Consider the following 23,227-nt stretch of genomic DNA (forward strand, 5'->3'; position numbering starts at 1 on the left):
TCAATCCCTCGCTACTCCGCCGTTGGTATGGCTCGAAAGCGAGCCCCTGCCATCGCTGATGTCGCCGCTTGCCTTGAGCGAGCCTATGATACTCAGATCTCCATTGATCGCAAAGCTTCCGCTTCCTCCGCCGCTTCCCGCGGTCGAGATTGATCCTTGAATGACCGTATTTCCCAAAAGCTTGATATTTCCGCTTTGCACGGTAGTATCGTCCGCTTTTACGCTCACCGATTTTGCGGTCAAGCTTGCGTTTTCGCAGGTGATATTGATCTGCTTCGGACTTGAAATTTCAAGGCTGGAGCTAGCCGTATCATACGAAAAGCTTACTCCATCCTCAAAACTTGCGTGGATCTTCTTATCGGTCGCGGCCGCCTTGTGAGCGGCCTGATAGATACCACGTAGGATCACGCCTGCATTGAGCTCGCCTCGTATCGGCAGCACAAGCACCTGCTCTCCAACGCGAATCGGCGCGAAGCCCGTGGCGAAAGAATTGGCAAAAGGCTGGAATACGGGTAAGAAGTCGGTGACCATATCGCCGATCGCAACCCGTGCGCGATCTCCGCCTACTTCGCTGATGATGCCGATCTCGTTTAGGTTATTGCTCATATTGTTCGTCCTTGTTTCTATCGTCTAGATCAAATTTATTTCTTATAAATCCGACTGCCAAATCCAAAATTCCGCTACCTTTAAAGGCGCCGATCCCGCAGATCGCAAGGCTCAGGCGCATATCTTTGAAGAAAAAGAAAGATATTTCATAAACGATGTATGCGCTAAAACAGCCGTCCAATACTCGTTTGATAAAATTGCCCGCGCCACGCTCGCCATGTTTCAAAAAAGCCGTTACGCTGCCCGCAACGCCCGCAGCTAGCACATAAAGCAGATACTCCATTGCTCATACTTTAAAGGTTCTATAGAGCGACGCAGGCGAAAAAAGAGCGCCCGTAACGCCTATACAAAGCGACCAAAGCAGGAGTACTAAATTTTCGCTTCGTATAAGATTGTCAAAGACTACGTAAAGCTCAAGATTAAATACCACTAAGACAAAAGCCCTCAGTAAATAAATCAAAGCTTTCATCGTTTCTCTCCCGTGCAGTCTTTGGCTATCTCCTCGCATCTCAAAAAGTACCTCACAAGCTCTTTATGCGCTTCAAAGCTGCCGTTTGCCGCAGGTTTAAGCGGCATTTTCAGATTACAGCGCACCGGCACATAGACTTGTTTTACCTGCGGCTCCTTTGCGCCGCAGCCGCATAAATAAAGTACGCTAAAAAGCGCTATCAAGAAGTTTTTTATATGCATCGAGTTGTGCCTCGCAACTTTTATCTTTGACGTAAATTTTTGAAACGTTTTTGATCTTATCCTCGTTACGGCGGCTTGCATTCACCTCAAGGGATTTGATCGCGGCGTTTTGCAGGCTTAGATTTAGCTCGCATTGCTGTAACTGCACCTTTAGCCCTGCATTTTCGGTGCTTAGCTGCGAAATATCGCTTTTTAGAAGCGCTATGCAAATTCCGCTTGCGACCAGCGTTGCCGCAAAGGCGATGCCTACAAATTTAAGATTTAGAAAGTAGTCCATTTAGCACCTTCTTTGCACGATTTGGAGTTTGCTGCGCCCAGAGGCTGCGAAGTCCGTTTGCGATAGCCTTTTCATATTCGCTAGTTCTTATGTAGTGAAGCGTCGTAACGAATTTTTTAACCTTGTTAACGTCCATCTGATAGCACATCTCTATCACTACGTCCTGCACGTTTTGCGGTTTGTCTTGAAGCCAGGCAAAGGCTTCAAATACCCTAGGCTTTAACTTTTTTAATTTCAGCTCTAAAATTTGATCCGCCGCCGCGCGGCCCATCGGCTCTATCTTTCCGCCGTTTAGTGCTAGCTCGTCTTTGCTTAGCGCCGAAACTAAAAAGCCGTAGCCGATAGTCTTGTAGCCCCTTGTGTCCTCATAAATTTCACCGCAAAAGCCCTCGTTTTCCTTGATGTTTGCGATTAGGCTCATTCTTCGCTCCTCGGTTTATCTAAAACTTTTGCGGCAATAAATCTCATTTTTTACCTTTGTTCTTTTTGGCGGCAGCCTCATCAGGCGCAGTCTTTTCCGCCTGCCCTGCCTGCGATTCGGACTCGGTAGGCTGCTGCCCCGTGACTTCAGACGAGGCCGTATCAATATCCGGTTGCAGCTCTTGCGCCGCTCCTTCCGCCTGAGGCTCGTCCGTTTGGGTTTTATCCAGCTCCAAAGACTCTGCCTGCCCTATCGCGCCCACGCTTAGATACTCCGCGGCAACCTCTCCCCCTAGCTCCACATATTCACCCTCGCGGACGAAATTTCCGCCCGCGCAGATATTTTTTAGTGCAAGATATTTCATATCGCATCCTTATGCAGCGGTCGCTAGGCTGACCCACCTTTTGATTACGATCTCATAATCGACATAAAGATCAAAGACATATTTTAATGCCCGCTCCTCCGCGTCATACCAGCGGTTGCGGCGCACGTCAAGCCCCATTCCCAGCACGAGGTTTTTAAGCGGAGTAGCCATATATACGCCTTTTGGCATTAGTGGGGTAATCTCCAAAGGTACGCCTAAAATTTTGTCCGCGCCTCCTTGGATCAAGTGGATCGGAGAATTTAGCGCGCTTAGCTCTTTATTATAAGCCTGTGCGTCGGCAGGGTTGATCAGCACCACGCTTTCGCCCAAGATGTCGGAATTAATGGAGCCTACGAGCGCACTTAGTCTATCCGATACCTTATCCGAGCTTGCGTAGGTTAGCTTCGTAGTATCGCTAGCGTCTTTGGCGACTTGGATCCAGCCTTTATGCAGCTTTTTAAAGGTGCCGTCGTAGGTGTCGCTCTCGCCTATGAAACCAAGTAGGGCAAGATCGTTGCCGAATGCTTTCGTAAAGGCGTTTAGGGTCTCGGTCTCGAAATTTGGATTATCAGCATTGTCCTCCAGCGCGTCTTGCAAAATCCTAGCAAATAGCTGCACGCCTTTGGCATCGAGCTTCGTACCTACCTTGCCGAGTGCCGCTCGTTGCGCCTCGGTAGGCTTTTCGCCGCTTGCTACGCGCACCAAGATCCCTTTGGCTACGTCCCATGCGTCGAGCTCCTTGGTAAGCCTTCCCATCTTTTCGGTATGGATCTTGCTTAAAAAGCCGTTGTTGTTTTTGATCGCATCTACGAAGTTGTGCGCTTGCGCCGGCGTTAGAGATCCGCTTAACGTAACGCTTTGCGCATTTATTGAACCTTTTAAAATTTCACTTAGATTATTCATAGTATCCCCTCGCTGCCTAAAGTTTTTTGTTTTGAGACGCTCTCGTCTTGAGCGGACTTATTGATCTGCTCCTGCAAAGCTCCAAGCTTCGCTCCTAAATCCTCTAGCGATTTTTCCAAGTTCGCCATCTTTTCGTCGCTCTCCGCCGTTTTGGCCTTGATTAGCTCGGTAATTTCCTCTTTGTTCATTTCCTCTCCTTTTTCGGTTTTATTAGAAACCACCCCTTGTGGGGTCGCTTCGCTCTCATCTTTCTTGCTAAAAAACTCTCTCAGGCCCTGCCTGACCGCCTCTAACATACCGCCTTCCTTGCCTGTGCCGCTACCCGATTTGATGACTCCGGAGCCGTACATCGATAAACCCGAAAGCTCACCGCTTTTTACGCGAGCGCGCAGATCCTCGTCCTCGAGCTTAATGCCTACGGCCCAAGCGCCCGTTTCACTGAAAAACGCATCCTTTTCCTTGACTATCCAGCTCTCGCAGATATAAGCAGGCGCAGGGCGCAAGTCGTGATTTACGTCGACGCAATAGCTAAGATCGGCTCTTTTCATAAAGTCGTATGCCGCCTTTTTAATCTCGGCGGCATTTGCAAACTCGCCTTGGCTATCCACCTCGTCGGGAGCATATACTATGCCGTATACGATCCCTTCCTCGCCCGCTACGTCCTTGCTGAAATTTACCCGCAAAAGCTCCTCGAAATTCTTATCTTTATAGATGACGGTTTTATTATTCGCCCCTGCATTTACGAGCGAGATTAGATGAATTTGTAGATCCGTGATCTCTTTTGCCACCTTAGTACCTCCTTTGTTTTAATTTCTCGCGATGGGTTATTGCCATAAGCTCAAAAAGTTGCGTTATTTTTACAAAAATGTGAAAAAATTAAAACCCATATAAGCGCTATACGCGCTATTTAGCTTAACTTTTATAAAATTTTTCTATACAATATCGCTAAAAATTTAAGGTGTAATATGGATAGGATTTTTAAAGCTGCCGCAGAAGCCAGCGCGCAAATAAAAGATGAAACTGTAGGTGCGGACGGTATTATAGAGCCGTTTTGCGCTCCGGAACACTTGCTTGGATTATTTTATGCCAATACCTATCACCGTAGAGCGATCCAGCTAAAGGCCTCTTTGCTTTCAAACGTGCAAGACGGTAAAGCATTAGAAGGTATGGCAGGCACGCCTAAGGATTTTTTATACGCCTTCATATTAAATTTAGAAATCTTCGGCAATGCTTATTTGGAGATCGCCGGGCGAAATCTTTATATCTTGCCCTCCGTAGAAGCGCGAGTGGACAAAAACAAAGAGGTTTTTCAGGTAAAAAACGGGCGTAAGATCGCGCTAAATGCAAAGCAGCTGGCGTATTATTCGCCTATGAGCAGATACTACGGCGAGCCAGATTATTTAGGCGCGCTTTTAGCCATAATGACTAATCAAAAAGCCGATAGCTTCAATAACGCTTTTTTTGAAAACTCAGCTAGAGCCGATACGGCGATCATATTTGAAAACTCCGAACCTGATGAAGCGCAGCTTAATGCTTTTAGAGATTTTTTTGGAGTAAATTTTAAAGGCCATCAGAAAGCCCATAAAACTTTGGTGCTTACGGCAAACGGCGAAAACGCTAAGGTACGCATAGAAGATCTCAGCAAAGTAGAAGATATAAGTTTTGAAAAACTTAAGAATTTAAATAGAGACGAGATTATTGCCGCTCATGGCATACCGCCTCGGATGATGGGCATAATAAACGCTTCTCAACTCGGCGGCGGCGGCGAGGTTGCCCAGCAGCTACATAGCTTTAATGAGCTTACTATTATACCTAAGCAGAAACAGATAGAGTGGTTTTTCGATTCTTTGGGTTTTAAGATCAAACTAAATCCGATAGATGTTAGCAGCTTTAAGGACGACGGCGAGCTAATGAGTTCTTTGGTTGCTAGCGGTATCTTATCGCTCGCCGAGGCACGTGGAATTTTAGGATACGACAAATAAAAGCGTTTAAGCCGTTTTATGTCTTAGGACGATAAAACATACAGGCAAAAGTTTTGCGGCAAAATTGAAAGCGTTTTGAAGCTTTTTGAAGGGGGTTTTAAATTATGAGTGCAGAGGATAAAAAACATGGATGAAATTTTAAACGAAATTCGCAGATATAACAAATTAAAGATGATAAGCGACGAAGAGATTATCCCATATATCGAGATGGCAGAATATGAGATAAAAAAATATGATATTAGCGGGCTAAACTTGATTAAGGCTAAAGCCTATATGAGCCTTGCTCTTTTGGGGCAAAAGCTTTGGCTAAAGATCCAGCAACGTGCGAACGAATACGACGAAAGCCTGGAGACCTTCAAGGACGTAAAGCAATGGGAGGAGTACTGGATGGATAAATTTTATAAGCTAACGACGAAAAAGAATACGAACGGCTACTTTTATGCCGCGGTTTAGGGAGTAAAAATGGATCTGGGCGAAAAAATCACTACCGAAAAAGCGCTTATTGCGCTTTGCGAGGAGCTTATTTTAAAACATGAGGACGATTATAAGGTTTTTGTATCCGAAAGATCGGCGCTAAATCTTACGCAATACCGCGCCAATCTTAGCGTAATAGTACCTATCGCGAGCGGAGAGGCGGTGTTAAAAGAGCTGATGCGGCTGACCCCTCTATTACGCTTTACGGGCTCTAGCGTAGATGCTACGGATGAGCGCGGCGTGGACATACTAAATTTCACCTTTACCCTAGATTTTTTGGCTACGGCTAGCCTGGATGAGTGATGTATAGCAAAAAGACTAAAGAGCTTATCCTAAATCTTTTGCACTCGGGTTATGCCGCCTCCGAGCTAGCTAAATCTTACGGAGTGAATGCCGCTACGATCGCGCGCTGGCGTAAGAGGGGCGCGGAAGATGGCGGCGCGATGACGATACGCAATCTAAAAGCTCAAATAGCTGCGCTTAGCAAGGGCAAAAGCAGCGACTCCAAGGCAAAGCAGATCGCTATGCTTACAGCTTCGCTTTCTAGGCTGCAGGGCGCCAAAGCAAAAGAGCAAAAGGTAAAAAATAAGAAAAAACCCATCGCGCTAATGAACGGAGCATATGAAAGCCTAAAAGAAATAGCGCTTAAAAGCGGCGAGCTATTCGATTATCAAAAGGATTTTTTAAACGACGCTTCGCAATTTCGCATCGTATTAAAATCCCGTCAGATAGGTTTTTCCTATGTTTCGAGCCTCGATGCGCTCCTTGGCGCCGTAGCGGGGCGAAATCAACTATTTTTAAGCGCCAGCGAGGAGCAGGCTAGAATTTTAATGAATTATTCGCAAATGTGGGCAAAAAAGCTAGGCGTATCTTTTGCCAAGGATAGCGAATATGAAAAAAGCCTTGATAATGGCGCTACCATCCGCGTTATGGCGCATAATTTCCGCACGGTGCAAGGCTTTACCGGCGATATTTGGATGGATGAGTTTGCCTGGTATCCTAATCAAAAGCGTATCTGGCACGCTTTTGTGCCCTCTATCGGCGCCGTAGCGGGTAGGCTTACCATCCTCTCCACCCCTTTTGAAGAAAATAGCTTTTTTGCCGAGCTGTTTGGCGACGAGCTTAAATTTTATATGTTTAGCCGCCACCGCGTAGATATTTACCGGGCTATGGCGGGGGGATTGAAATTTGATCTTGAGACGATGAGGGCATTATTTGATGCCGATACCTGGGCTAGCGCCTATGAATGTCAATTCGTAGATGATGAAAGCGCGCTTTTAGGTATTGAGCTTATCAAATCTTGTGTGAGTGATTTTACCCCTACATTGCCGCCGAAAAATATACCCGTGTTTTCAGGTTATGACGTAGGACGCACCAAGGACAGAAGCGTGCATATGGGGGTTTATGACGCCGGGGAGGGCATCAAAAGGCTCTGCCTTTACGATGTGATAGCAAAAGCAAGCTTTGAGGCGCAAGAAAATCTATTAACGGATTTTTTGAGACTAAATTTACTGGCTTGCCTTAAGATCGATAAAACCGGCATCGGTATGCCGGTAGCAGAGCGGCTTAAATCGCGCTTTACCTCTCGCGTGAGCGGAGTATATTTTACCGCTAGCGTCAAGGAGGCTTTGGCTCTGAATTTAAAGAAGCACTTCGAGGACAAAAGCATATCTATCCCTAACGATCCTTTGCTTATCGCAGACCTGCACGCTATAAAGCGTAAAGCGGGGCAAAAGAGCTTTTTATACGATAGCGATCGAAACGAGCACGGCCATGCCGATAGGTTTTGGGCGTTGGCTTTAGCGCTTAGCTACTTTGAAAAGGTACGCGAGAGGAGGAATAAGGCGTATATAATTTAAAATTTCAGGCACCGTAAACATAAAACTAGCTACCCGAGATAAGTAAGTTATCTTGCGGATGTTCTTTCGTGTATAGTTTGTAGCTGTTGCCGAATGGTTTTCTTATGATATCTCCGTATTCTGCTGCATAATAGAGTACGTATCGCATATCCTCAACAGAATAAACTCCGTCAGGACTTACGTCGTTGTATATCGTTGATTGTTTTATGCCTTGACTTTTAGAAACTATCTTTTGTACCTTTGACAATATATCTATATACATCGGATCGCGCTTTACGAAAAACATGCCTATCTTTTTTACGGCATCGCTTTGTGGCGTGCTAGCAAATTTATAGGCTAACTGGCTTATCAACATTCTTAACTCATCGAAGTTACCTATTTTAAAAAGTTCGATCATTTCATCAGTCGTTCCGACCGGATACTCGTCCGAGTCGATTACCTCTGCCTCTAAAACTTGCGGCAAAGCTTTAAAATTTTCATCAAACAGTTCTTTATATTTCCCGCGTATTGCATCTTGATCTGCGGCTAAATCTCCCATACCTTTTTCTAAATGCTCTTTTGCCATATCAAAATACTTGCCCTTGGCTTTTTGCGATTTTAATGTTTGGTATTTTTCATAATAGGCCTGTGCCACATTGATATATTTAGCCGTGTATGCTCTTCTTAAAAGGTCTTTATATTTATTTTCTATAGCTTTGGCAAAATAGCTATCATATTTTATAATTTTTTTAAATTTATCTTCGGCTACACCGATTCTGCTTTCTATCGTATCTAGTTTTTTACTATTTATGGCTATATGAAGGCTTTGATATACGATATCGGCACATCTATTGGCACAGATGTCGGTACTATAGATCGTCTGTTCATCACCCGGGTCTATGATCTCTATCTCGTCCACTAACCCTTCCGGTTCTTGTTCATACGCCGTAATTTCTATGGGTCTATTTTGCAACTCCTGCCGTTTTGTTTGAAACCTTAATTCTTGTTTTTTATCTTTTACAATGGCATCAATTGCCTTTTTATCAAGCATTTTTGAGTTAAATGCGTGTAAAATTTCGATTATTTTTTCTTGAGAATATTCGACAGCTCTAAGTTCAAGTATAATACTCATCTCGTCTAATGTAGGCTCGTAGCCTAAAATTTTGCTCCATTTTTTCTTATTAACAATTGAAATTAGCAGAAGAATCGCGAACAATCCTAATAAAATGATAAAAATTTGAAACACCAGCGCACCTTTAAATCTTTCTTTAAATTATAAATCGTTTAAAGTCTGATGTCAAATTCAACAATATATGAGAGTATGCAATTTTGAATTTTTATCGCGTTTTACGGCGCTGCTTTTTATAAGCTCGCCTTTATCTCTGTCACCAACTCGTGCCCGATCTCTTTCGTAAGCATCGCGGTAGCCCTCCGCAATCCTCTTATTTTATAGCCCTCCCAGGCCTTTAAAAGATAGGGGTTCGGTTTCTGCCCTTTTATGGATTTACGGTATCCGTATGGCGTCTTGAGCGCCTTATATTTTTTCGGCACGATTTTTTTCTTTTTGGCTCCGTAAAGCCCCGTACCGCCGTGTACGAACTTAGCATATTTCACCCCTGCAGTATTGCCTATCGTTACGCTTCTTGCATCCACTCTTACGACCATGATATCTCGCTTTAGCCTGCCCGTTTTAATAGGCGCGGTATGCTCTTTAGCTACGTTTACGGTCTCTGCACCCACGCGATAGAGAAATTTTTCTAAAATTTTATTTAAATTTTTCATTTAGCCGAATGCTCCTTTATATATTTAAGCGCGTCAATAAATGAGCCCTTAAAACTCTCTTTAAATTTATTATGAATGAGTACCCTGAAGTTGCAAACTTCCCTCATCATCTCATCGTTGCGCGCCGTTTTTATTACTTCGTCCGAGATAGATATATCGAAAAAGCCCATAATCAGGCCCTCTTTAACGCAAAGCGCGGCAAAGGGATATCTATCCGCGAGCTTTTTATCGTGATCCGCTGCTACCCAAAGGTCATAATCCTTTTGATATACGCCCCATTCGGGCTCATCGATATAAAGAATAAAATCTCTCATTTGTGCCACCACCTTTTAATGATCTCCTGCTTCGATGTTACGCTTTTTTCCTTAAAATACGCGAGTGCGCCTTTAGCGGGTTTAAAAGCCGTCACTATTCTGTCGCCGTCAAATACCATAAAATAGCCGTTGCTGCTTATAGCGTTGCTTAATTTTTCCTCGCCCTTTTGAGGGGCTATGGCGGTTATCGAATTGAGCGCTTTTATTATATCGCTTTTTAATTCGTCGTTTCGTTCTAATCTCTCTTTTAACCCGTGCCCGCCGTTCGCCGCCTTAGCGTCTAGGATACGCTCAACTCCGGTTTTATCGATATGGCGGATAAGTTCGTCCTCCCATAGCGGCTGTGTGTTTCGCATCATCACTCCGCCTTCCTCCTCTTCATCGATCCACACCGGCACGGCCTCGGTACGGCAACGAAAATGATATGGAGGCAGACCGAAGTTTTTAGGCAGGTTCTTGCCGAAAAAGGCCTGATCTCGCCAAGCGGCAGCGGCTTTTTTGTCGGCTAAGCTATGGGCGTTTAAAATTTTATCCGCCTGCGCACTTAGATGCTCGGCGGGTATTATGCGCCCGTGCATCGAGCGGCAAATTTGAGAGGTTTTTGCGTCCATTATCGCTAAAATTTTATAGTATTCTACCCCGTATTTTTGCCCCTGCGTGATCGTCGCGACATTTTGCGCCTGAAGTGCGATATGATCGGCTACTCCTTTAAAATAGCTCTCATCTGCGTTTATAATAGAGCCGAACTCCTCTTTCAGTGCGGAGCCCACCTCCTCGTTTGCAATCTCTGCTTTAAAAACCCGCTCGATAATATCTTTTAGCCTATTCTGCAGCCTTTCGTTGTATTCTTTGCCCATCCAATAAAAGCCCTTGCGCATAGCCTCGATCGCTTCGGCATCGACGGTGTCAAAGCTAAATTTAACGGCTTCTTTAATGTGCCCCACAGCCGCTACGGCAAGCTTTTTGCTCACCTTTTGCGCAAGGATGATATAGATGCTCTCTAAATCCTGCGGGCTAACCTCGATATTTGCACTTGCAGCCTTATCTAAGAGTAGCTTTTTTAACGTAGATGCGTCCGTTTCTTGCGTGCTAAGAGCTACGATTTCATCTAAGATCTGCTCCAGCCTCTGTCTTTGCATCTGTGAGTAGTTTTGTAGTAGGGCTTCTACCTCGCCCTTTGTTTTTAAAATTTTAAATCTTATTAAGGATCTAGCTAAATTTCTCATTTTTTACCTTTTAATTTTTCCAAACTGGGCGGATTTTGAACTTTTTATGCCTTTTTATCTATCTCATCGATATACTCTACATAATCCGCCAAGCTTTTATCCTTGAGCGGCTTTTCTTCCGTGATCCAGGTATAACCGCATTTTTCGCAGCGGCGCATACGGATATTTTTTAGCCCCTTTACGGTTTTTAACACGGCGGTTTTTTCGTGCGCGCACTTCGGACAAAACACTATCTGCTCTCCCTCATTTTCCTCAAAGCGGCTAAAACGCGTGAGGCTTGTCTTTTGCTTATTTTTGAGACATCGGCGCAAGGCTGCTTAATAATGCGCTTTATAAAAGCTAACAGCGCAGTTTCACTTACGTTTGCCGCTACGTTTTGCCACGCATTTCTTATAGCAAATACCTGCGGAGCGGTCGCAGCGTCTATAAATCTATGAGGAGCGGCCTTGCCGTCCATTACCGCTAGCACGTTTACGAGCTCTTTTATGTTTAGCTCGGCGCAGCTACCCACACCCCAGCTTTGCAAAAATACATCCCATGCCCCCTCTTGCGCAGCGTGCTTATAAAACGGGTGCAGATGGATCATCGCAAGAAGTTTTTTGCGGTAGATCTCTTGGGATTTGGTCATGATTTCGCTCCTGCGGTTTAAAGATGCTGCGATTGTAGCAAAAACGGGCGGAATTTTTAACAGGGGCGATCTCTCGCCCCGATGAAGTTATTTTATGCTTTGGCGGGCTGTAGCCCCTCGGCTTTCGCTCGAGCCATATCGTCGCTTGCGCTGTCGCAGGATCTGCTTAAAAGATAGAGCGCTTCTTTTAGCCCGCTCGGGCTTTCGTAATTCTCGCACACTAAGCCTAGCCCCTGCATTAGGATGCCTAGGCATAAAAGCATATCCCTTGCTCTATCCGCCGCATCGATATAGGCAATACTTACCTCCCTCATAGCGCGCCTCCGAAAAGTCCGTATTCGCTGCGACGAGCCCTGCGTAGATTTCTCGCTACAGTGCTTAGGTTGCGCCCTAAAGCCTGCGCTATCCGGGCGTTCGTAAGCCCCTGAGCCTTTAACTTTTGCGCGCGCTGCAACTCCGAGGGGCTAAATTTACGCCCCGTGCCGACTAAAACGGGTGCGTTAAGGGGCGTATCGCTTACGCGCGCGGAGCGTAAAAGCTCGTTTTCGCGCTCAAGTGCGGCGGTGTATTTGCGGCTAGCTTCGATCAGCTCGCCTGCAAGGGCAGAGTTTTTGGCTTGAAGCTTATCTATCTTTTCGTTTAGAGAGCCCATATTGTTGATAAGCGCGTCAAGATGAGAGTCACCGCGCCTCATCATCGCTTCCATCTTATTAAAGGCGGCGATAAACTCTATTTTCCATCGATAGGCTCGCTCACCGGTAAAGCCCATAACGAGCAAAGAAAAACCGTCGCGGGTTATTTTATACATTGGACGAAATTCGCCTTTTTGGTCTTGATATTTAACGAGCGAAAAATTCCGTTCGTTAAAATCATCAGTTGGAAATTCGGATATTTTCGCTATAATATCGGCATGGCGTTTCTCAAAAACTGCTGCAACACTTAATGAAGTGGTGAATATCCCATTATCCATCACTTCAAACTCTACGCTTTGGTCGTTAATGACTACTAAATTTTTCATCTTTTACTCCTTTGGCAAAATTTTAAACGATTGAAGTCTTTCGACAAACCTTAGACCATAAGCCACTAAATGACTTTTATGGCGTAATTATATACTAAAAAGGACTTAATGTCAAGTATTTAGGTTTTGTAAAGTAGTTTTAATGCGTAGAATAATACTTTAAAAGACTTTTAAGAGTTTAAAAAGTCTTTTAAATTTTTCTTAAAATCTTCACAAGTCTTGAGCTTTGCTTCCAAGTCTTGAATTTTGAAGTATTGAGAAATGGCAAAACTCATAGGTTCGCTTACGTTTCCGACGGCCGCATTTTTGACGGCGCTCTCGGAATACCCTATCAGCTCTCCCAGCTGCTTATAGGTAAGCCCCAGCCGCTTGCAGGTAGTTTTGATTAGATTATCGCTCATCTTACTATTCTCCGCCCATAACATCCAGAATAGCAACTTCCTTTATTTTGCCGTATTCTTTAACAGTGCGTATCTTCAGCTTCACATTATTGCCTCTTTCTATAGCAGTGGCCAGCTTTATGCGTTGATCTGCGTTTATAAGGTTCGCGCTAACCCATTTTATGCCGTTTACGTCTATTTTAAATTTTCTATCTCCGCTATTTGTCTTTTCGTATCCTAAAATAGTAAATTCTCCGATTTGATCATCCGTTGTCGTCGTGTCGGTTAACTCTTTAAACTCGAATTTTTTTACTTTTTCGTGAGTTATAGGCTCTTCTTCGTCGTTGAATACGGCACTTTCGTCGTCACGAAGCACGGTAGCTACGGTCTTTTTCGGCTCATTAACGGCATTTTGTAATTTTTTATCAGACTTTAGGTCTGCTATGATACGCCTATTTTCGCTTTCAGCGCTTATTTCAGCCAAATTTTCGATATGCGTTAAATACTCACTGTAGGAGTATCCGCCTAAAATCGCTAGCGTTATAAATACGATTACAATCACTTTGTATGGATCACTCATATTTTTTATACTCTCCAATAAAGTTGCAATTAAGTCTTTTAGCTCTATTTGTAGGCTACCACGTTCCAATTTAAACTTTAAAAGTTTAGTCTTGTCTATATTTTCAACATTATAATTTTTTTCCAAAGTGGAAACTATTTTATAAAAATTATTTTGATACGATAAAACTATTTCGGCTATATCGGCATCTATAAGGCCTATGTCAAAATTGTCGAATCTACCACCTTTTAGTTTGATAGTATATGATATTTGCCCTATTTTATCTACGATAACGCTTTCGCCACTTATGAGTTTTTTTTGTAAAGAGCATAAATCGCTTAAAGTATTTATAGAAAAACATGCTTTTTGCATAGTTTTTACTCCTTTTTAAATTTTAGTATTTTACCAAAATTTCGCTTCATAAAACCTTAATCAAAAGCCCTTAGATAGGGCTTTTTGTTAAAGTTTAAAAGCGCGGATTTTTAGACATTTGCGCTTTGCAAATTCTCTATCTTGGTCTCGATGCGGAAGTTGTCTTTCACCGTGCGCTTTAAGCCGAGTTTAACGAGGCTTGCGTCATCAAGCTCGCAGATCGCTTCTTTGTTTATAGTCTCCTCGTAGGATATGCAATCATCAAGCTTATAGCTCTTTAGCGCTTTGATAAGCTTTTCGACCTTTTCTTTGATGCGCGGCAAGCTTACGCTTTTACTGAGCTTATAGCCTATCTTACCGAAGGTGAAATCCTTACTGCGCTTTTCGGCGAACTCCGCCTTATTGCTCTCGCAAAATGCGGTAATTTGAGCTTCGATATATTTCTTTTCGCTATCGAGCTTTTCTACCTTAGCTTTTTGCGCGTCCTTGATCTTGTTGCACTTTAGCGTTATCTCTCCGTTTATATCGGTCAAAGCCACCTCAAGCTCACACACTCGCTTTAGCGCGTTATCGACGTCTGCGAAGTTTTTGATCTCCATAGTTTTTCTCCTAAAATTTTAAATTTTTTGGCTAGTCCGTATTTTATGACGTAGCCGTATCTTAGGCAGATCGGAAGGTTGTTTTTATTCTTCTTTACGATCCGCACCGCATGCCTCTCACTCATCGAAAAGACTAAATTTCAACTCCCTCACGCCGAGCTTTTTTGCAAGCTCTCGCTCGTATGCCATGCCCTTGCTCTCCTTGCTGTACTCGCACGGAAAGAAATAGTAGTAACTGCAAACGCTTAGAAGCTCCTCGCAGTTTTTCATTATTCGCTCGCGCTCCAGCTCGCTATACACCCCCATCCATGCAAGCACGGGCGAGATGGGCTCGTAGCCGTTGGCGCGCACGATGGCGCAGGCTTGCTCGGCAAGCTTGCGGGCATAGTAGTCGCGGTCTCGCTCATGCTTGCACGGGATGCTTGCATACGGCGAGCTTACGAAACAGAGCCTTGCCGTTCGTTTGTCCATTATCTTTTGCTCCTTTGTTTTAAAATTTAAGCTTTAGCGCTTATATAGGCTCTTGCAAAAAGAGCCCGATAAAAGCTACGCCTCTCTTAGATATCTTAAAATTTTCTCAATATAAGGATCTGCCGCCATCGTCTCATCGGCGCAGATGTGAAGCCTACCGAAGCTCGCAATTTCCGCGCAGGGCTTTTTAGAGCCATAACAGAAGCTCACGTAAAACGCCCAACCCTTTACAAGCTGCCCGCCCTTTATTTCGTCGCGACGCACCGAGCGAAGACCTACGCTTACCATATCAGGCACGGTGGCGCTCATCTTTGCGTGTAATTCGCGCAGAGCTGCGGCGCTGTAGTTTTCGGCGCTTAGGTTTATCAAATCCTTTAGCTTCAATTCTTCGTTCCTTTCAGGCTCCAGCCGCTACCGAGCCTTTGAGCTTCGCAGCGCTCAAGCTCTGCGATGGTTTCAAATATCTCCATCCACTTCTTGCGGTTTTTCGGGTGCCTAAGCTTCGCAAGCGCCGTGCGCTCTATCATCGCGACGCGCTCGACGCTGATGCCTAGCATCGCCGCAAGCTCGCGGTAAGCTACATCCGCATCACCCTTTAGCATCCTCACCCGCTCGGCGCATACCTTGTCCGTGCGGTAGCCCTGAATTCTTTGCATTTCACCCTTCCTTTTGCTTCCGCTTATTGCACCTACTTAGTGCGGGCGACATCTTTTTTCTCTTCAAACAGCACACGCTGCTTATGCTCGCCTACCTTGCCAATATTGAAGCTTTCTACCGGGCGCAAGTAGCCCATCACGCGAGTATAGACGATACACTTGGTGCGTTTGGCTTGCAGCTCTTTTGGAAATTTCATACTTCATCCTTTAAATTTGATTTTATAAGACGCCCGCACGGGGCGCCATGTAAAATCAAAGTCTTAGCTCCAAATAGTGCCGAATCCGCGGCGGAAGTGCGGGATCGGTACCGTTATGCTCTCGCGCTTTCTCATCTTTGCGATCCAGCCCCGCGGGGTGCGAAATAGAATGAATGAGTGGGCGATTATGATCTCATCTTTGCAAGCTTTTAGATCGCTCATTTTCATATTTATATCTTTTGAAATTTTCATTTTTTACCCCTTATCTTTTTCGTACGTGATAAACTAAATTAGCGGCTACCTTTTGCTCGTAGCCTAGGGCTAAATTTAGTGCCGTCTTTTCATATAACCTTGCGTTTTGCCCCTCGGCTAAAAACTCCGCCACTTCTGCATCAATACCTGCCAGCTTGCCGATTTTAATGAGCTCATCCCTGCTTAGCGTCATCTCCGGCGAGTAGGTAAGCCTACTTTGCAGATAGCCTCCTAGCCTATCGATACGCTTTTTAAGCACTCCGATACCTACGGCGATTACGGCTATGCCTAGGTTTTCGCGTTTACTAAACTCATAGATCTCGCGCAAAAGCTCAAATTTTCGCTCAAAAGTCAGATCGTTATCGCGCACGAAAAGATCGGCTTCGTCGATTACTATCAGACGTGTTTTTAAGTTTGCGATCGCCTCGCAAAACTGCTCGAATTTATCATCCGTATTGCCCTTAGGCTTTTCGCCCACGGCTCGCAGCAGTAAACTCATAAATGCGCTGGCGCTTAGGCTCTTTCTAGCCTTTACGTAGATACCGCCGAGATCCGCCGTAAGCTTTTGAAGCAGGTAGGTTTTCCCCATGCCGCTTTCGCCCAAAATGAGCTCAAAAAAGCTAAGCTTCGTCTGCTCCATCTTATAGATGCGCTCCTTGATCTTTTGCTGTGCCAGGCTTAACCAAACTCCGCCATTTTGTGCCTCTTTTTTGGGAGTATTAGCGGTAATTACCTTATCTAAAAACGCCTCGATCGCGGCGGCATATAGCTCGCTTTTAGAGGAGTCATATTTGCCGTTTAGCACGCCGCTAACGGTGCCTTCTCTCTTGCCGATCGCATCTGCGATCTTGCCTAGGGTTATGCCATAAGCTTTGCATAACTCAAATTTTTCTTTTAAACTCATCGCTCTTTCCTTTGCCCGTAGGCTAAATTTAAGCAAACGCTTATAAAATCCGCCCGCTAGCAGATTTTAAAAGCGCTTTACATCGCCGCCAAAAGTTCCTCGTTGCTCATAGCAATTTTGGAGTGCAGGCGCCTGCTGTTTTGTCTTTGCTTATCGACTTCAAACGCCGTACTCGCATAGGAGCTGATAGTATTAGGGCGTTTATAAAGGTTTGCGTAATAGCCAAACGCCTGCCTAACGGCGCTCACCACGGCCTCATTTTTAGCTAGCTGCGCGCTAAGCGCGGTATGATTGCGCGGATCTATACGATCTATCAAATGAGCCTCGCAAATAGGGCGATTATTTTTCATATCTACGACGAATACGCTTTCTACCTCGCCTCTGTTTATCCTTACCTCTACGTTTTGCCCTACGAATTTGCAAAGCGCAGGATGCGAATATGTCCGCCTCTGCCCCATTACCGATAGAGCTATGCAGCTATTTCTCACTTTGATAGATCTGCGTTCGCTAAAGATATACTCAAGCGTAGTTTCATCAAATACCGCCCTAGGCTTAGCCTCCAACTTATCTAAGAAGCTTTTTAAAGGATGAATTTTGCGAGAGGCGTTATAGTGTTCGTTCCACCACCTCACCGCCCGCTCGAAATATGAGATAAAATCGGTAAAATTAAGCGGATTTTGCTTTATATATTCAGCTACGATCTCGCTTTGTCTATCACCGTCCTTGTGATATCCCGCTCCGCCGCACTCAGCTATTACCATCTCGCCCATGCGGCGCTGGACGTGATTAAAGATATTTTCGATAGGTTTTGCGCGAGAATTCCTTACCTTTGCTTTTTTATGAAGCAGATTTGGCGCTAGATCGTCAAAATCTCTAAATTTAATCCCGCTTAGCTGAGACCTGACGCCTGCGATATACTCGCTTAGCTCGGGTTTTCCGTTATCGGTATAGATGGCATCTGGGATGCCAAAGCGCAAAGCCATCTTTAGGCTGTTGCCCACGCTTAAGCGGTTATATTTTCCAAGCACTATATCTATGCCTATTATCGCTCCGCTTCCCATATCGATCCAGACATAAGCGTTGGGGTTAACTACCTCTCCGCCGGGGCCTACCGCATCGAAATCAAATACTATCTGATCGCCGCAGATCATCTCCATACTTTCGTAACAGTTTAGATCGCGGATGATATGCATAGCCCACTCGTTTCGTACGCCCCTATCGCCGCAGCTTGCACGAAGTAGCATCGCTTTGATCTCTGGCGCCGCGGTTAGGCGGGCGAAGCTTTGGTATGAGCCGATTTTAAGGGCGTTGTCTTTCGCATAGGATTGCAGCTGCTCGTAAGCAAAGCTCTTGCTAGCTAGCGGATTGTGCAGCATAAAACCCACCGCCCACTCTAAAGCGCTCATCTCAAAGCTGGAGCTTTTAAACTTAGCTTTGAAATCAATGCTTAGCTCATCGTTTTTAACCTCTACTTCACTTTGCTTAAATAGCTTAGCCCACGCATATAGCGTCTTTAAACTCACCTCGTATTTCGCCGCTACTCCCTTGCCCCATAGCGTCTTACTCATTCCCGCAGGGCAGCTTTTTAACTCGTTTATTGCTTTTAGCTTATTCATATGCTCAATATCCTTAATCTTTAGGCTCAGAGCGTTTTGCTCCGCTTCGCTACGCTCGCAAGAAACGCCGCTTCGGCTTCGCCTTGCGTCGCTACGCTCGTTTTGCGGTGCGGAGGGCGCGGGCTCCAGGCATTTATCTTCGCTCCCCGCGCTATTTTTAATGGGAGCGGGCGCGCTTTGCTGTGAAATTTCGCCGTTTTCGCCGTTTATCAGATTATCATCAATCCAAATTTGAAGGGTTTTACCGCCGCGCCCGATGCCGTCAATATACTTATACGAAATATTTTTCGTATCAACAATTAAATTTTTTTGCAGCTCGTCTTGAGCTTTAACTACTGTCCTTTGTAGTTTTCTCAAATTTACGCCCAAAATTTCAGCCGCACACTTGGAATTTACCCACATATCTCTAAGCCTTAGGCCACCCTACTTACCGCTATACCGTCTTTTTCGAGTATCTCTTTGCTCTTTTTGCTAATAAAGCCCTTATAAAGGCTCGTAACACTAAGCCCTCTTATCTCGCAGTAAGCCTTTAGATCATACTTTGTTTTAGCCTTTATCTGTCTTGCTAAGCTCTCTTTTCTTTTCGCTTTCAAAGCCACTCCTTTTTAAAATTTTATTGCTAAACCTAAAGATAACGTATTCCTGGGTTTAACGATAAAATTTCAAATAACTTTTAGAATTTTTTAACCTTTTTTGGCTAATATACTTCTAAATATGTTTGGAATTATACGAAAATATTTTCGTTTTGTCAAGGGGTAGAAGTGAATTTAGGAAAGAAAATTCGTATAGCCAGGGAAGATCTAGGCTTAAACCAAATAGAGTTGGCGGACAAACTTGATATTACAAGCCGAACTTTACAAAATTATGAATATGGTACAAGTGTTCCTGACATAAAAACCGTACAAAAAATGGCTAAAATTTTTAAAGTTAAAATTGATTATTTTTTGGATGAAAATTTTGACGTAAGTATTGACGTTAGTGATGACGCAAGTGTTGATAAAAATGACGTTAGTCTCTCAGACCTTAAAGAAGTCGGTATTGATAACGACGAGGATAGTAATATCATAGCCATACCTTATTACGAGGATACTTATGCAAGCGCCGGATACGGCGTCATAAACTACGACGAGGCGCCTGCTACACTAAAGCTTACGAAGAGCTTTCTGCGTGAATTTTTAAATATCAGCGGCGACCTATCGCAGATCCATGCACTAAATTCTCGCGGCGATAGCATGGAGCCTACGATCACCGGCGGCGAGTTGCTTTTTGTAAGAGCTATACAAAGTGAGCCCAGCATCGTCAGCGGCTACGTATACACCCTAAACTACGATGGAGATACCTTTGTCAAACGCCTAGAAAAGAACCCTGTGACAAAAACCATAACTCTGTTCTCGGATAATGAGAAATACGAGCCTGTCGTTATAAAAGGGCAAAATTTGAAAAGCTGCAATATAGTAGGGCGCGTAGTGGCGCATATCAAAAAAGGCGTAATTTAGAGCTTTTTGAATATTTTGAAGGATTTTTGAAGGTCTTTGAAAGTTTTTAAGGGCAGTGCTTCAAAAAATTCAAAAAATGCATAAATTTTGCAAATTTCGCATTTTAAGTTCTCATTTTTTACCCTAACCCTATATGCTTATGAATATCGCCCACATCGCTATTCGCACCGCATTTTTTATCAATCTAACTTTTTTACCTTTTATATGAGATTTATCATTTGGTTTAACTTCGCTTTTTCTCATTGCTTAGCCTTTATTGTTTAGATTATCTTTGCAAAGATTGGGCGAATTATGGCGTAAAACAAAATTTTAATCTAGCGCAAAAACGCCGTTAGAATCGATGTTAAAAATAAAATTATCGTGTTTAAAAAATGAGTAAAAATTAAAAATTTGAAGTAGAAAAAATAATAAATAAATTCTCTTAAAAAATAATAGAGAATTTATTTTTTCTGTGTTATCTAAAACTATAATCTGCTAAATCTCTAATTTTAGCGCGTAAATTTTCAATAGATTTATTTAAGTTCGTTTCACTAATGCCCTGTTTTTTTACTCGATTACAAAGCTTTAAAATACTATTTGAAAATTTATTATTCGCGCTACTTATTGTCACTTTGCTAATTTTATCTTGATATTGGGCTTCTTTGTCCAAAATATTTAAAAGCTCGTCTAACTTTTCTAAAATATCGGATTGGTTTTTATCGCTTTTTTTAACCGCCTTTAAAAAATCATACGGGCTTCTAGCGTGTGCCATTTGTGCTTGGTATGCGCTTATTGCTTGCATTTCTAAAAATAGCTTTTTGGTTTTATTGGCTTGGTTGATAACGTTTTTAAACGCCTTATTCTTTATTTCAATATCCAATGGAGCTTTATCGTCTAAAACTCTACTATTATCGCGCTTGTAAATAAATTTTAAAAAAATTACGTATTCGCGTATCGCTTCGCAAAATGCCCTCGCAAAGGTTTCATTGTAGACTATGCTATCATCTCGCTCTATTATTCTTATTCTCTCAAAAATAGGCGCGTAAAGCGCAAATGCCTTATTTTTAGTAATTTTTGGGATTTCGCAAAAATCCGGTATTCGTGAGCAAAATTTTAATTTTAAAAATCTGTCCTCATCTGTCTGAACCGTATCTGTAATAATATGTGTTAATTTAATGGTTTCTTTTTTACCACTATCCTTATTTAATATCTTAATTTTTAAAAAATCTCGCTCGCTAAAACTGTCGCAACTCGCTACACTAACGCCTTTTGTTACAGCGTGTTTAAAGCCGTAAGTATTTAAATTGTCGGTAAAGTCAAGTGCGCTTTTTAAGTCGTATATTTGATTTTCATCTAAATCCTGAAAAATAAAATTTTCCTTGTTAAATTCAAGATACCCAGCCTCTAAATATTTTAAATTATCAAAAATAATTTCAGACAATTTTAATTTTCTTGTTTCTTTTATTATTGTTTACCTCTCCTAGTTATCTTTTATTTCGAGTATGTAGCCGCTCCACCAGTCCAGCAAGATTTTAAGCTCGTCCAAAAAATCGGCTTTTTCGGAATAGCTTAAATCCACTTTATCGCCGTGTAGGTGGTCTAGCGCCTTTTTGATAGCCTCTTTGCTTACTCCGTGCTTTTGCATATTATTAAACGCCTGCGTCATAAATATGCCCCGTAGGCTATGCAGGGTTACGACGCGTCCCGTCTGTCTGTCTCTAAAGTCAAAGCCCTTAATCGCGTTCGTGGCGGTGTCTTTGTGGATATGCCCCGTAAAGTGCGAGTTAATAAAAATATACTCGTATGCCCTGCTTAATTTCGCCTGGTCCTCAAGTATCCGCATAACCTCATCGCTAAGCGGCAATTTGAAATCGCCTATCTCGCTGCGCTTGATTTTCTGCTCGGCACGCGGAATTGTTAAAAGCCTTCTATTAAAATCTACGTAATCCCATTTTAGGCGCGACAGCGGCGCGGCTCTTAGCGGTAGGTGTAGGCATAGCTTCATCGCGTTTTTAATCGTCTCAAAATGAGGATAATCATAAATGGCGTTAAAAAATGCCTTTAAGTCCTGGCGCTCGGTTAGCTTGGCGTAATGCTCGACTTTGGTTTTAGGGATTAGGCTTTTGGCGTCGATATTAGCCATAATATTAACTTCGGCGTAGCCGCTCGATACGGCGAATAAAAAGACGCGGTTTAAAATTTGATTGATTATCTCGGCGGTTTGCGGCGTAGTCTTTGACGTTTCTTTAAGGATGTCCGCTATCTCGCCGTGAGTAATGCTTTTTATGCCCCTATCTTTTAGTATCGGCATTACGTGGTTTTCAATGCGCCCGCGCTTGGTCTTTAGCGTTTGGGGCAGTATGCTTTTAGCTTCAAGCTCTAGCCACTCGTTAAAGACCTTTTCAAAACTGAGATTATGCTCGCTTATTCTTTGAGCTTTGGCGCGCTTCTTTTCCGTGATAGGGTCGATACCTCTCATCACTAGCTTTTTAAGCTCGGTTCGCTTCTCTCGCGCTTCGGCTAGCGATAAAACGGGGTAGTTGCCTAGCCCCGTGTTATTCAGCTTGCCAGTATCGGGGCTAATGAAAGCGAATACCCAGCGCTTGCGCCCGCTCTTGCTTACTATCAGCCCTAAGCCGTCGCCGTCCGTGAGCTTGTAGTCTTTGGCTTTCGGCTTTGCCTCTTTGATTTGCTTATCGCTAAGCGGTTTGACTATCCTAGCCATTACGTTTTAACTCCCTTAAATGCGTTATTTGAGACGATTTAAAAATATTTTTTCGGTTTTTAGCTCAAAATCCCGCGCAAAAATATTTTTAAAATCGCCGCCTTTTTGCTCTCTGCGTGCCTAAAATTGGGGATTTGATGAGGTTTAAAATATTTTTTGCCTCGAGGGCGTTTTTTTAAGCTTCATAAAACCCTATTTTAGGCGTTTCAAGCGTTTTAAAACATTTTTTGGAGTGCTTTGCAAGCCCGTTAAATAGGGCATTTGGTAAGTTTTAAAAATATTTTTTCGCTTGACTTTTGGAATTTTGCCAAAAATATTTTTAAAATGTTTTTAAATTGCTAGCTTTGCTTGATTATTTTAGACTGCTTTAGAGGGCTAAAATCGCTTGAAGTCCGTATTTTAGGGATTTTGTTAAATTGTATTAGATTGTAAAAAATAGGCAATGGTGGTTAGAGGCAGAATCGAACTGCCGACACGCAGATTTTCAGTCTGCTGCTC

General features: G+C 43.4%; 35 protein-coding genes. 5 read left to right on the top strand and 30 right to left on the bottom strand.

Translation table 11 applies throughout. The features are described 5' to 3' along the window. From Q0438_RS05515 to Q0438_RS05550, 8 genes are all read right to left on the bottom strand, one after another. Positions 1-606: a phage baseplate assembly protein V gene (locus tag Q0438_RS05515; protein ID WP_299188313.1), complete on the bottom strand. Its 606-nt coding sequence runs from the start codon at positions 604-606 to the stop codon at positions 1-3. Beyond that, entirely contained in the window at positions 596-889 is a 294-nt protein-coding gene (locus Q0438_RS05520; RefSeq protein ID WP_298043158.1) for a hypothetical protein, read from the bottom strand. Before Q0438_RS05520 ends, Q0438_RS05515 begins: the two co-directional genes overlap by 11 nt. Positions 890-1,071: 182 nt before the next feature. After that, complete coding sequence (locus Q0438_RS05525) at positions 1,072-1,296, bottom strand: hypothetical protein (RefSeq protein WP_299188315.1); 225 nt, start codon at positions 1,294-1,296, stop codon at positions 1,072-1,074. Continuing rightward, complete coding sequence (locus tag Q0438_RS05530; RefSeq protein WP_299188317.1) at positions 1,262-1,573, bottom strand: hypothetical protein; 312 nt, start codon at positions 1,571-1,573, stop codon at positions 1,262-1,264. Before Q0438_RS05530 ends, Q0438_RS05525 begins: the two co-directional genes overlap by 35 nt. Next, on the bottom strand, positions 1,551-1,994 hold the full coding sequence (locus tag Q0438_RS05535; RefSeq protein ID WP_298043156.1) for a glycoside hydrolase family protein: 444 nt from the start codon (positions 1,992-1,994) through the stop codon (positions 1,551-1,553). Before Q0438_RS05535 ends, Q0438_RS05530 begins: the two co-directional genes overlap by 23 nt. 43 nt (positions 1,995-2,037) lie before the next feature. Next, positions 2,038-2,358: a hypothetical protein gene (locus Q0438_RS05540; protein ID WP_299188320.1), complete on the bottom strand. Its 321-nt coding sequence runs from the start codon at positions 2,356-2,358 to the stop codon at positions 2,038-2,040. Between the two features lie 9 nt (positions 2,359-2,367). Then, positions 2,368-3,261 (bottom strand): phage capsid protein, encoded by an 894-nt coding sequence (locus Q0438_RS05545; protein WP_299188322.1) that lies wholly within the window; start codon positions 3,259-3,261, stop codon positions 2,368-2,370. After that, the gene (locus Q0438_RS05550) at positions 3,258-4,049 is read right to left on the bottom strand and encodes an XkdF-like putative serine protease domain-containing protein (RefSeq protein WP_299188324.1); all 792 of its coding nucleotides are present in this window, start codon (positions 4,047-4,049) and stop codon (positions 3,258-3,260) included. The genes Q0438_RS05545 and Q0438_RS05550 overlap by 4 nt, the downstream gene beginning before the upstream one ends. Positions 4,050-4,226: 177 nt before the next feature. Here Q0438_RS05550 and Q0438_RS05555 point away from each other — a divergent pair, with 177 nt between their 5' ends. The 4 genes from Q0438_RS05555 to Q0438_RS05570 all read left to right on the top strand — a co-directional run bounded on the left by Q0438_RS05555 (position 4,227) and on the right by Q0438_RS05570 (position 7,576). After that, a complete protein-coding gene (locus tag Q0438_RS05555; protein WP_299188327.1) occupies positions 4,227-5,243 on the top strand; it encodes a phage portal protein in 1,017 nt (338 codons plus the stop codon). A 108-nt stretch (positions 5,244-5,351) separates the two neighbouring features. Next, positions 5,352-5,696: a competence protein CoiA gene (locus Q0438_RS05560; RefSeq protein ID WP_299188330.1), complete on the top strand. Its 345-nt coding sequence runs from the start codon at positions 5,352-5,354 to the stop codon at positions 5,694-5,696. 9 nt (positions 5,697-5,705) lie between these two features. Next, a complete protein-coding gene (locus Q0438_RS05565; protein ID WP_299188333.1) occupies positions 5,706-6,020 on the top strand; it encodes a hypothetical protein in 315 nt (104 codons plus the stop codon). Further along, positions 6,020-7,576: a terminase family protein gene (locus tag Q0438_RS05570; RefSeq protein ID WP_299188335.1), complete on the top strand. Its 1,557-nt coding sequence runs from the start codon at positions 6,020-6,022 to the stop codon at positions 7,574-7,576. Before Q0438_RS05565 ends, Q0438_RS05570 begins: the two co-directional genes overlap by 1 nt. A 25-nt stretch (positions 7,577-7,601) precedes the next feature. Here the strand turns inward: Q0438_RS05570 and Q0438_RS05575 are convergent, their stop codons facing one another. The 20 genes from Q0438_RS05575 to Q0438_RS05670 form a co-directional block, all read right to left on the bottom strand. Further along, a complete protein-coding gene (locus Q0438_RS05575; protein WP_299188338.1) occupies positions 7,602-8,801 on the bottom strand; it encodes a hypothetical protein in 1,200 nt (399 codons plus the stop codon). Between the two features lie 116 nt (positions 8,802-8,917). Next, a complete protein-coding gene (locus Q0438_RS05580; protein ID WP_299188341.1) occupies positions 8,918-9,337 on the bottom strand; it encodes an HK97 gp10 family phage protein in 420 nt (139 codons plus the stop codon). Further along, a complete protein-coding gene (locus Q0438_RS05585) occupies positions 9,334-9,651 on the bottom strand; it encodes a hypothetical protein (protein WP_299188344.1) in 318 nt (105 codons plus the stop codon). The genes Q0438_RS05580 and Q0438_RS05585 overlap by 4 nt, the downstream gene beginning before the upstream one ends. After that, positions 9,648-10,877 carry a hypothetical protein gene (locus tag Q0438_RS05590; protein WP_299188347.1) on the bottom strand — a complete coding sequence of 410 codons (1,230 nt, stop codon included), beginning with the start codon at positions 10,875-10,877 and terminating at the stop codon, positions 9,648-9,650. Before Q0438_RS05590 ends, Q0438_RS05585 begins: the two co-directional genes overlap by 4 nt. Positions 10,878-10,921: 44 nt before the next feature. Beyond that, positions 10,922-11,107, bottom strand: a complete 186-nt coding sequence (locus Q0438_RS05595; RefSeq protein WP_297900784.1) for a hypothetical protein — start codon at positions 11,105-11,107, stop codon at positions 10,922-10,924. Then, entirely contained in the window at positions 11,107-11,505 is a 399-nt protein-coding gene (locus tag Q0438_RS05600; protein WP_299188349.1) for a phage protein GemA/Gp16 family protein, read from the bottom strand. Before Q0438_RS05600 ends, Q0438_RS05595 begins: the two co-directional genes overlap by 1 nt. Before the next feature lie 92 nt (positions 11,506-11,597). Continuing rightward, a complete protein-coding gene (locus Q0438_RS05605; RefSeq protein WP_299188352.1) occupies positions 11,598-11,819 on the bottom strand; it encodes a hypothetical protein in 222 nt (73 codons plus the stop codon). After that, positions 11,816-12,523 carry a Rha family transcriptional regulator gene (locus tag Q0438_RS05610; protein WP_299188354.1) on the bottom strand — a complete coding sequence of 236 codons (708 nt, stop codon included), beginning with the start codon at positions 12,521-12,523 and terminating at the stop codon, positions 11,816-11,818. Before Q0438_RS05610 ends, Q0438_RS05605 begins: the two co-directional genes overlap by 4 nt. 170 nt (positions 12,524-12,693) lie before the next feature. Further along, positions 12,694-12,924 carry a transcriptional regulator gene (locus tag Q0438_RS05615; RefSeq protein WP_297895526.1) on the bottom strand — a complete coding sequence of 77 codons (231 nt, stop codon included), beginning with the start codon at positions 12,922-12,924 and terminating at the stop codon, positions 12,694-12,696. 4 nt (positions 12,925-12,928) lie between these two features. Then, positions 12,929-13,834 carry a hypothetical protein gene (locus tag Q0438_RS05620; protein WP_298083195.1) on the bottom strand — a complete coding sequence of 302 codons (906 nt, stop codon included), beginning with the start codon at positions 13,832-13,834 and terminating at the stop codon, positions 12,929-12,931. Between the two features lie 110 nt (positions 13,835-13,944). Continuing rightward, positions 13,945-14,433 (bottom strand): host-nuclease inhibitor Gam family protein, encoded by a 489-nt coding sequence (locus Q0438_RS05625; RefSeq protein WP_299188358.1) that lies wholly within the window; start codon positions 14,431-14,433, stop codon positions 13,945-13,947. Further along, positions 14,394-14,558, bottom strand: coding sequence for a hypothetical protein (locus Q0438_RS05630; protein ID WP_299188361.1), 165 nt, complete (start codon positions 14,556-14,558; stop codon positions 14,394-14,396). The genes Q0438_RS05625 and Q0438_RS05630 overlap by 40 nt, the downstream gene beginning before the upstream one ends. Further along, positions 14,551-14,904: a hypothetical protein gene (locus tag Q0438_RS05635; protein WP_299188364.1), complete on the bottom strand. Its 354-nt coding sequence runs from the start codon at positions 14,902-14,904 to the stop codon at positions 14,551-14,553. The genes Q0438_RS05630 and Q0438_RS05635 overlap by 8 nt, the downstream gene beginning before the upstream one ends. A gap of 75 nt (positions 14,905-14,979) precedes the next feature. Further along, entirely contained in the window at positions 14,980-15,288 is a 309-nt protein-coding gene (locus Q0438_RS05640) for a hypothetical protein (protein WP_299188367.1), read from the bottom strand. Continuing rightward, a complete protein-coding gene (locus tag Q0438_RS05645; RefSeq protein WP_297905310.1) occupies positions 15,285-15,560 on the bottom strand; it encodes a sigma factor-like helix-turn-helix DNA-binding protein in 276 nt (91 codons plus the stop codon). Before Q0438_RS05645 ends, Q0438_RS05640 begins: the two co-directional genes overlap by 4 nt. A 32-nt stretch (positions 15,561-15,592) precedes the next feature. Beyond that, positions 15,593-15,757 (bottom strand): anaerobic ribonucleoside-triphosphate reductase, encoded by a 165-nt coding sequence (gene nrdD / locus Q0438_RS05650; protein ID WP_299188370.1) that lies wholly within the window; start codon positions 15,755-15,757, stop codon positions 15,593-15,595. 63 nt (positions 15,758-15,820) lie between these two features. Continuing rightward, a complete protein-coding gene (locus Q0438_RS05655; protein WP_299188373.1) occupies positions 15,821-16,009 on the bottom strand; it encodes a hypothetical protein in 189 nt (62 codons plus the stop codon). A 10-nt stretch (positions 16,010-16,019) separates the two neighbouring features. Continuing rightward, entirely contained in the window at positions 16,020-16,913 is an 894-nt protein-coding gene (locus Q0438_RS05660) for an ATP-binding protein (protein WP_299188376.1), read from the bottom strand. A 77-nt stretch (positions 16,914-16,990) separates the two neighbouring features. Further along, complete coding sequence (locus Q0438_RS05665; protein WP_299188379.1) at positions 16,991-18,931, bottom strand: Mu transposase C-terminal domain-containing protein; 1,941 nt, start codon at positions 18,929-18,931, stop codon at positions 16,991-16,993. Positions 18,932-18,942: 11 nt separating this feature from the next. Then, positions 18,943-19,122 (bottom strand): hypothetical protein, encoded by a 180-nt coding sequence (locus Q0438_RS05670; RefSeq protein ID WP_299188382.1) that lies wholly within the window; start codon positions 19,120-19,122, stop codon positions 18,943-18,945. Between the two features lie 168 nt (positions 19,123-19,290). Here Q0438_RS05670 and Q0438_RS05675 point away from each other — a divergent pair, with 168 nt between their 5' ends. After that, the gene (locus tag Q0438_RS05675) at positions 19,291-20,025 is read left to right on the top strand and encodes an XRE family transcriptional regulator (RefSeq protein ID WP_299188385.1); all 735 of its coding nucleotides are present in this window, start codon (positions 19,291-19,293) and stop codon (positions 20,023-20,025) included. A gap of 454 nt (positions 20,026-20,479) precedes the next feature. Here Q0438_RS05675 and Q0438_RS05680 read toward each other — a convergent pair whose 3' ends face one another. Both Q0438_RS05680 and Q0438_RS05685 read right to left on the bottom strand, forming a co-directional pair. Continuing rightward, positions 20,480-21,445, bottom strand: a complete 966-nt coding sequence (locus Q0438_RS05680; protein ID WP_299188387.1) for a hypothetical protein — start codon at positions 21,443-21,445, stop codon at positions 20,480-20,482. A 39-nt stretch (positions 21,446-21,484) separates the two neighbouring features. Next, positions 21,485-22,729 carry an integrase arm-type DNA-binding domain-containing protein gene (locus Q0438_RS05685; protein WP_299188389.1) on the bottom strand — a complete coding sequence of 415 codons (1,245 nt, stop codon included), beginning with the start codon at positions 22,727-22,729 and terminating at the stop codon, positions 21,485-21,487. Between the last annotated feature and the right edge of the window lie 498 nt (positions 22,730-23,227).

Origin of the sequence: uncultured Campylobacter sp. (assembly GCF_938030785.1) — a bacterium.
Classification (GTDB): domain Bacteria; phylum Campylobacterota; class Campylobacteria; order Campylobacterales; family Campylobacteraceae; genus Campylobacter_B.

What these genes read in the sequence shown, in the direction of transcription:
- Q0438_RS05515 (WP_299188313.1), bottom strand. Translation starts at nt 606, where the DNA reads ATGAGCAATAACCTAAACGAGATCGGCATCATCAGCGAAGTAGGCGGA.
- Q0438_RS05520 (WP_298043158.1), bottom strand. Translation starts at nt 889, where the DNA reads ATGGAGTATCTGCTTTATGTGCTAGCTGCGGGCGTTGCGGGCAGCGTA.
- Q0438_RS05525 (WP_299188315.1), bottom strand. Translation starts at nt 1,296, where the DNA reads ATGCATATAAAAAACTTCTTGATAGCGCTTTTTAGCGTACTTTATTTA.
- Q0438_RS05530 (WP_299188317.1), bottom strand. Translation starts at nt 1,573, where the DNA reads ATGGACTACTTTCTAAATCTTAAATTTGTAGGCATCGCCTTTGCGGCA.
- Q0438_RS05535 (WP_298043156.1), bottom strand. Translation starts at nt 1,994, where the DNA reads ATGAGCCTAATCGCAAACATCAAGGAAAACGAGGGCTTTTGCGGTGAA.
- Q0438_RS05540 (WP_299188320.1), bottom strand. Translation starts at nt 2,358, where the DNA reads ATGAAATATCTTGCACTAAAAAATATCTGCGCGGGCGGAAATTTCGTC.
- Q0438_RS05545 (WP_299188322.1), bottom strand. Translation starts at nt 3,261, where the DNA reads ATGAATAATCTAAGTGAAATTTTAAAAGGTTCAATAAATGCGCAAAGC.
- Q0438_RS05555 (WP_299188327.1), top strand. Translation starts at nt 4,227, where the DNA reads ATGGATAGGATTTTTAAAGCTGCCGCAGAAGCCAGCGCGCAAATAAAA.
- Q0438_RS05565 (WP_299188333.1), top strand. Translation starts at nt 5,706, where the DNA reads ATGGATCTGGGCGAAAAAATCACTACCGAAAAAGCGCTTATTGCGCTT.
- Q0438_RS05570 (WP_299188335.1), top strand. Translation starts at nt 6,020, where the DNA reads ATGTATAGCAAAAAGACTAAAGAGCTTATCCTAAATCTTTTGCACTCG.
- Q0438_RS05580 (WP_299188341.1), bottom strand. Translation starts at nt 9,337, where the DNA reads ATGAAAAATTTAAATAAAATTTTAGAAAAATTTCTCTATCGCGTGGGT.
- Q0438_RS05585 (WP_299188344.1), bottom strand. Translation starts at nt 9,651, where the DNA reads ATGAGAGATTTTATTCTTTATATCGATGAGCCCGAATGGGGCGTATAT.
- Q0438_RS05590 (WP_299188347.1), bottom strand. Translation starts at nt 10,877, where the DNA reads ATGAGAAATTTAGCTAGATCCTTAATAAGATTTAAAATTTTAAAAACA.
- Q0438_RS05600 (WP_299188349.1), bottom strand. Translation starts at nt 11,505, where the DNA reads ATGACCAAATCCCAAGAGATCTACCGCAAAAAACTTCTTGCGATGATC.
- Q0438_RS05605 (WP_299188352.1), bottom strand. Translation starts at nt 11,819, where the DNA reads ATGAGGGAGGTAAGTATTGCCTATATCGATGCGGCGGATAGAGCAAGG.
- Q0438_RS05610 (WP_299188354.1), bottom strand. Translation starts at nt 12,523, where the DNA reads ATGAAAAATTTAGTAGTCATTAACGACCAAAGCGTAGAGTTTGAAGTG.
- Q0438_RS05615 (WP_297895526.1), bottom strand. Translation starts at nt 12,924, where the DNA reads ATGAGCGATAATCTAATCAAAACTACCTGCAAGCGGCTGGGGCTTACC.
- Q0438_RS05620 (WP_298083195.1), bottom strand. Translation starts at nt 13,834, where the DNA reads ATGCAAAAAGCATGTTTTTCTATAAATACTTTAAGCGATTTATGCTCT.
- Q0438_RS05625 (WP_299188358.1), bottom strand. Translation starts at nt 14,433, where the DNA reads ATGGAGATCAAAAACTTCGCAGACGTCGATAACGCGCTAAAGCGAGTG.
- Q0438_RS05630 (WP_299188361.1), bottom strand. Translation starts at nt 14,558, where the DNA reads ATGAGTGAGAGGCATGCGGTGCGGATCGTAAAGAAGAATAAAAACAAC.
- Q0438_RS05635 (WP_299188364.1), bottom strand. Translation starts at nt 14,904, where the DNA reads ATGGACAAACGAACGGCAAGGCTCTGTTTCGTAAGCTCGCCGTATGCA.
- Q0438_RS05645 (WP_297905310.1), bottom strand. Translation starts at nt 15,560, where the DNA reads ATGCAAAGAATTCAGGGCTACCGCACGGACAAGGTATGCGCCGAGCGG.
- nrdD (WP_299188370.1), bottom strand. Translation starts at nt 15,757, where the DNA reads ATGAAATTTCCAAAAGAGCTGCAAGCCAAACGCACCAAGTGTATCGTC.
- Q0438_RS05655 (WP_299188373.1), bottom strand. Translation starts at nt 16,009, where the DNA reads ATGAAAATTTCAAAAGATATAAATATGAAAATGAGCGATCTAAAAGCT.
- Q0438_RS05660 (WP_299188376.1), bottom strand. Translation starts at nt 16,913, where the DNA reads ATGAGTTTAAAAGAAAAATTTGAGTTATGCAAAGCTTATGGCATAACC.
- Q0438_RS05665 (WP_299188379.1), bottom strand. Translation starts at nt 18,931, where the DNA reads ATGTGGGTAAATTCCAAGTGTGCGGCTGAAATTTTGGGCGTAAATTTG.
- Q0438_RS05685 (WP_299188389.1), bottom strand. Translation starts at nt 22,729, where the DNA reads ATGGCTAGGATAGTCAAACCGCTTAGCGATAAGCAAATCAAAGAGGCA.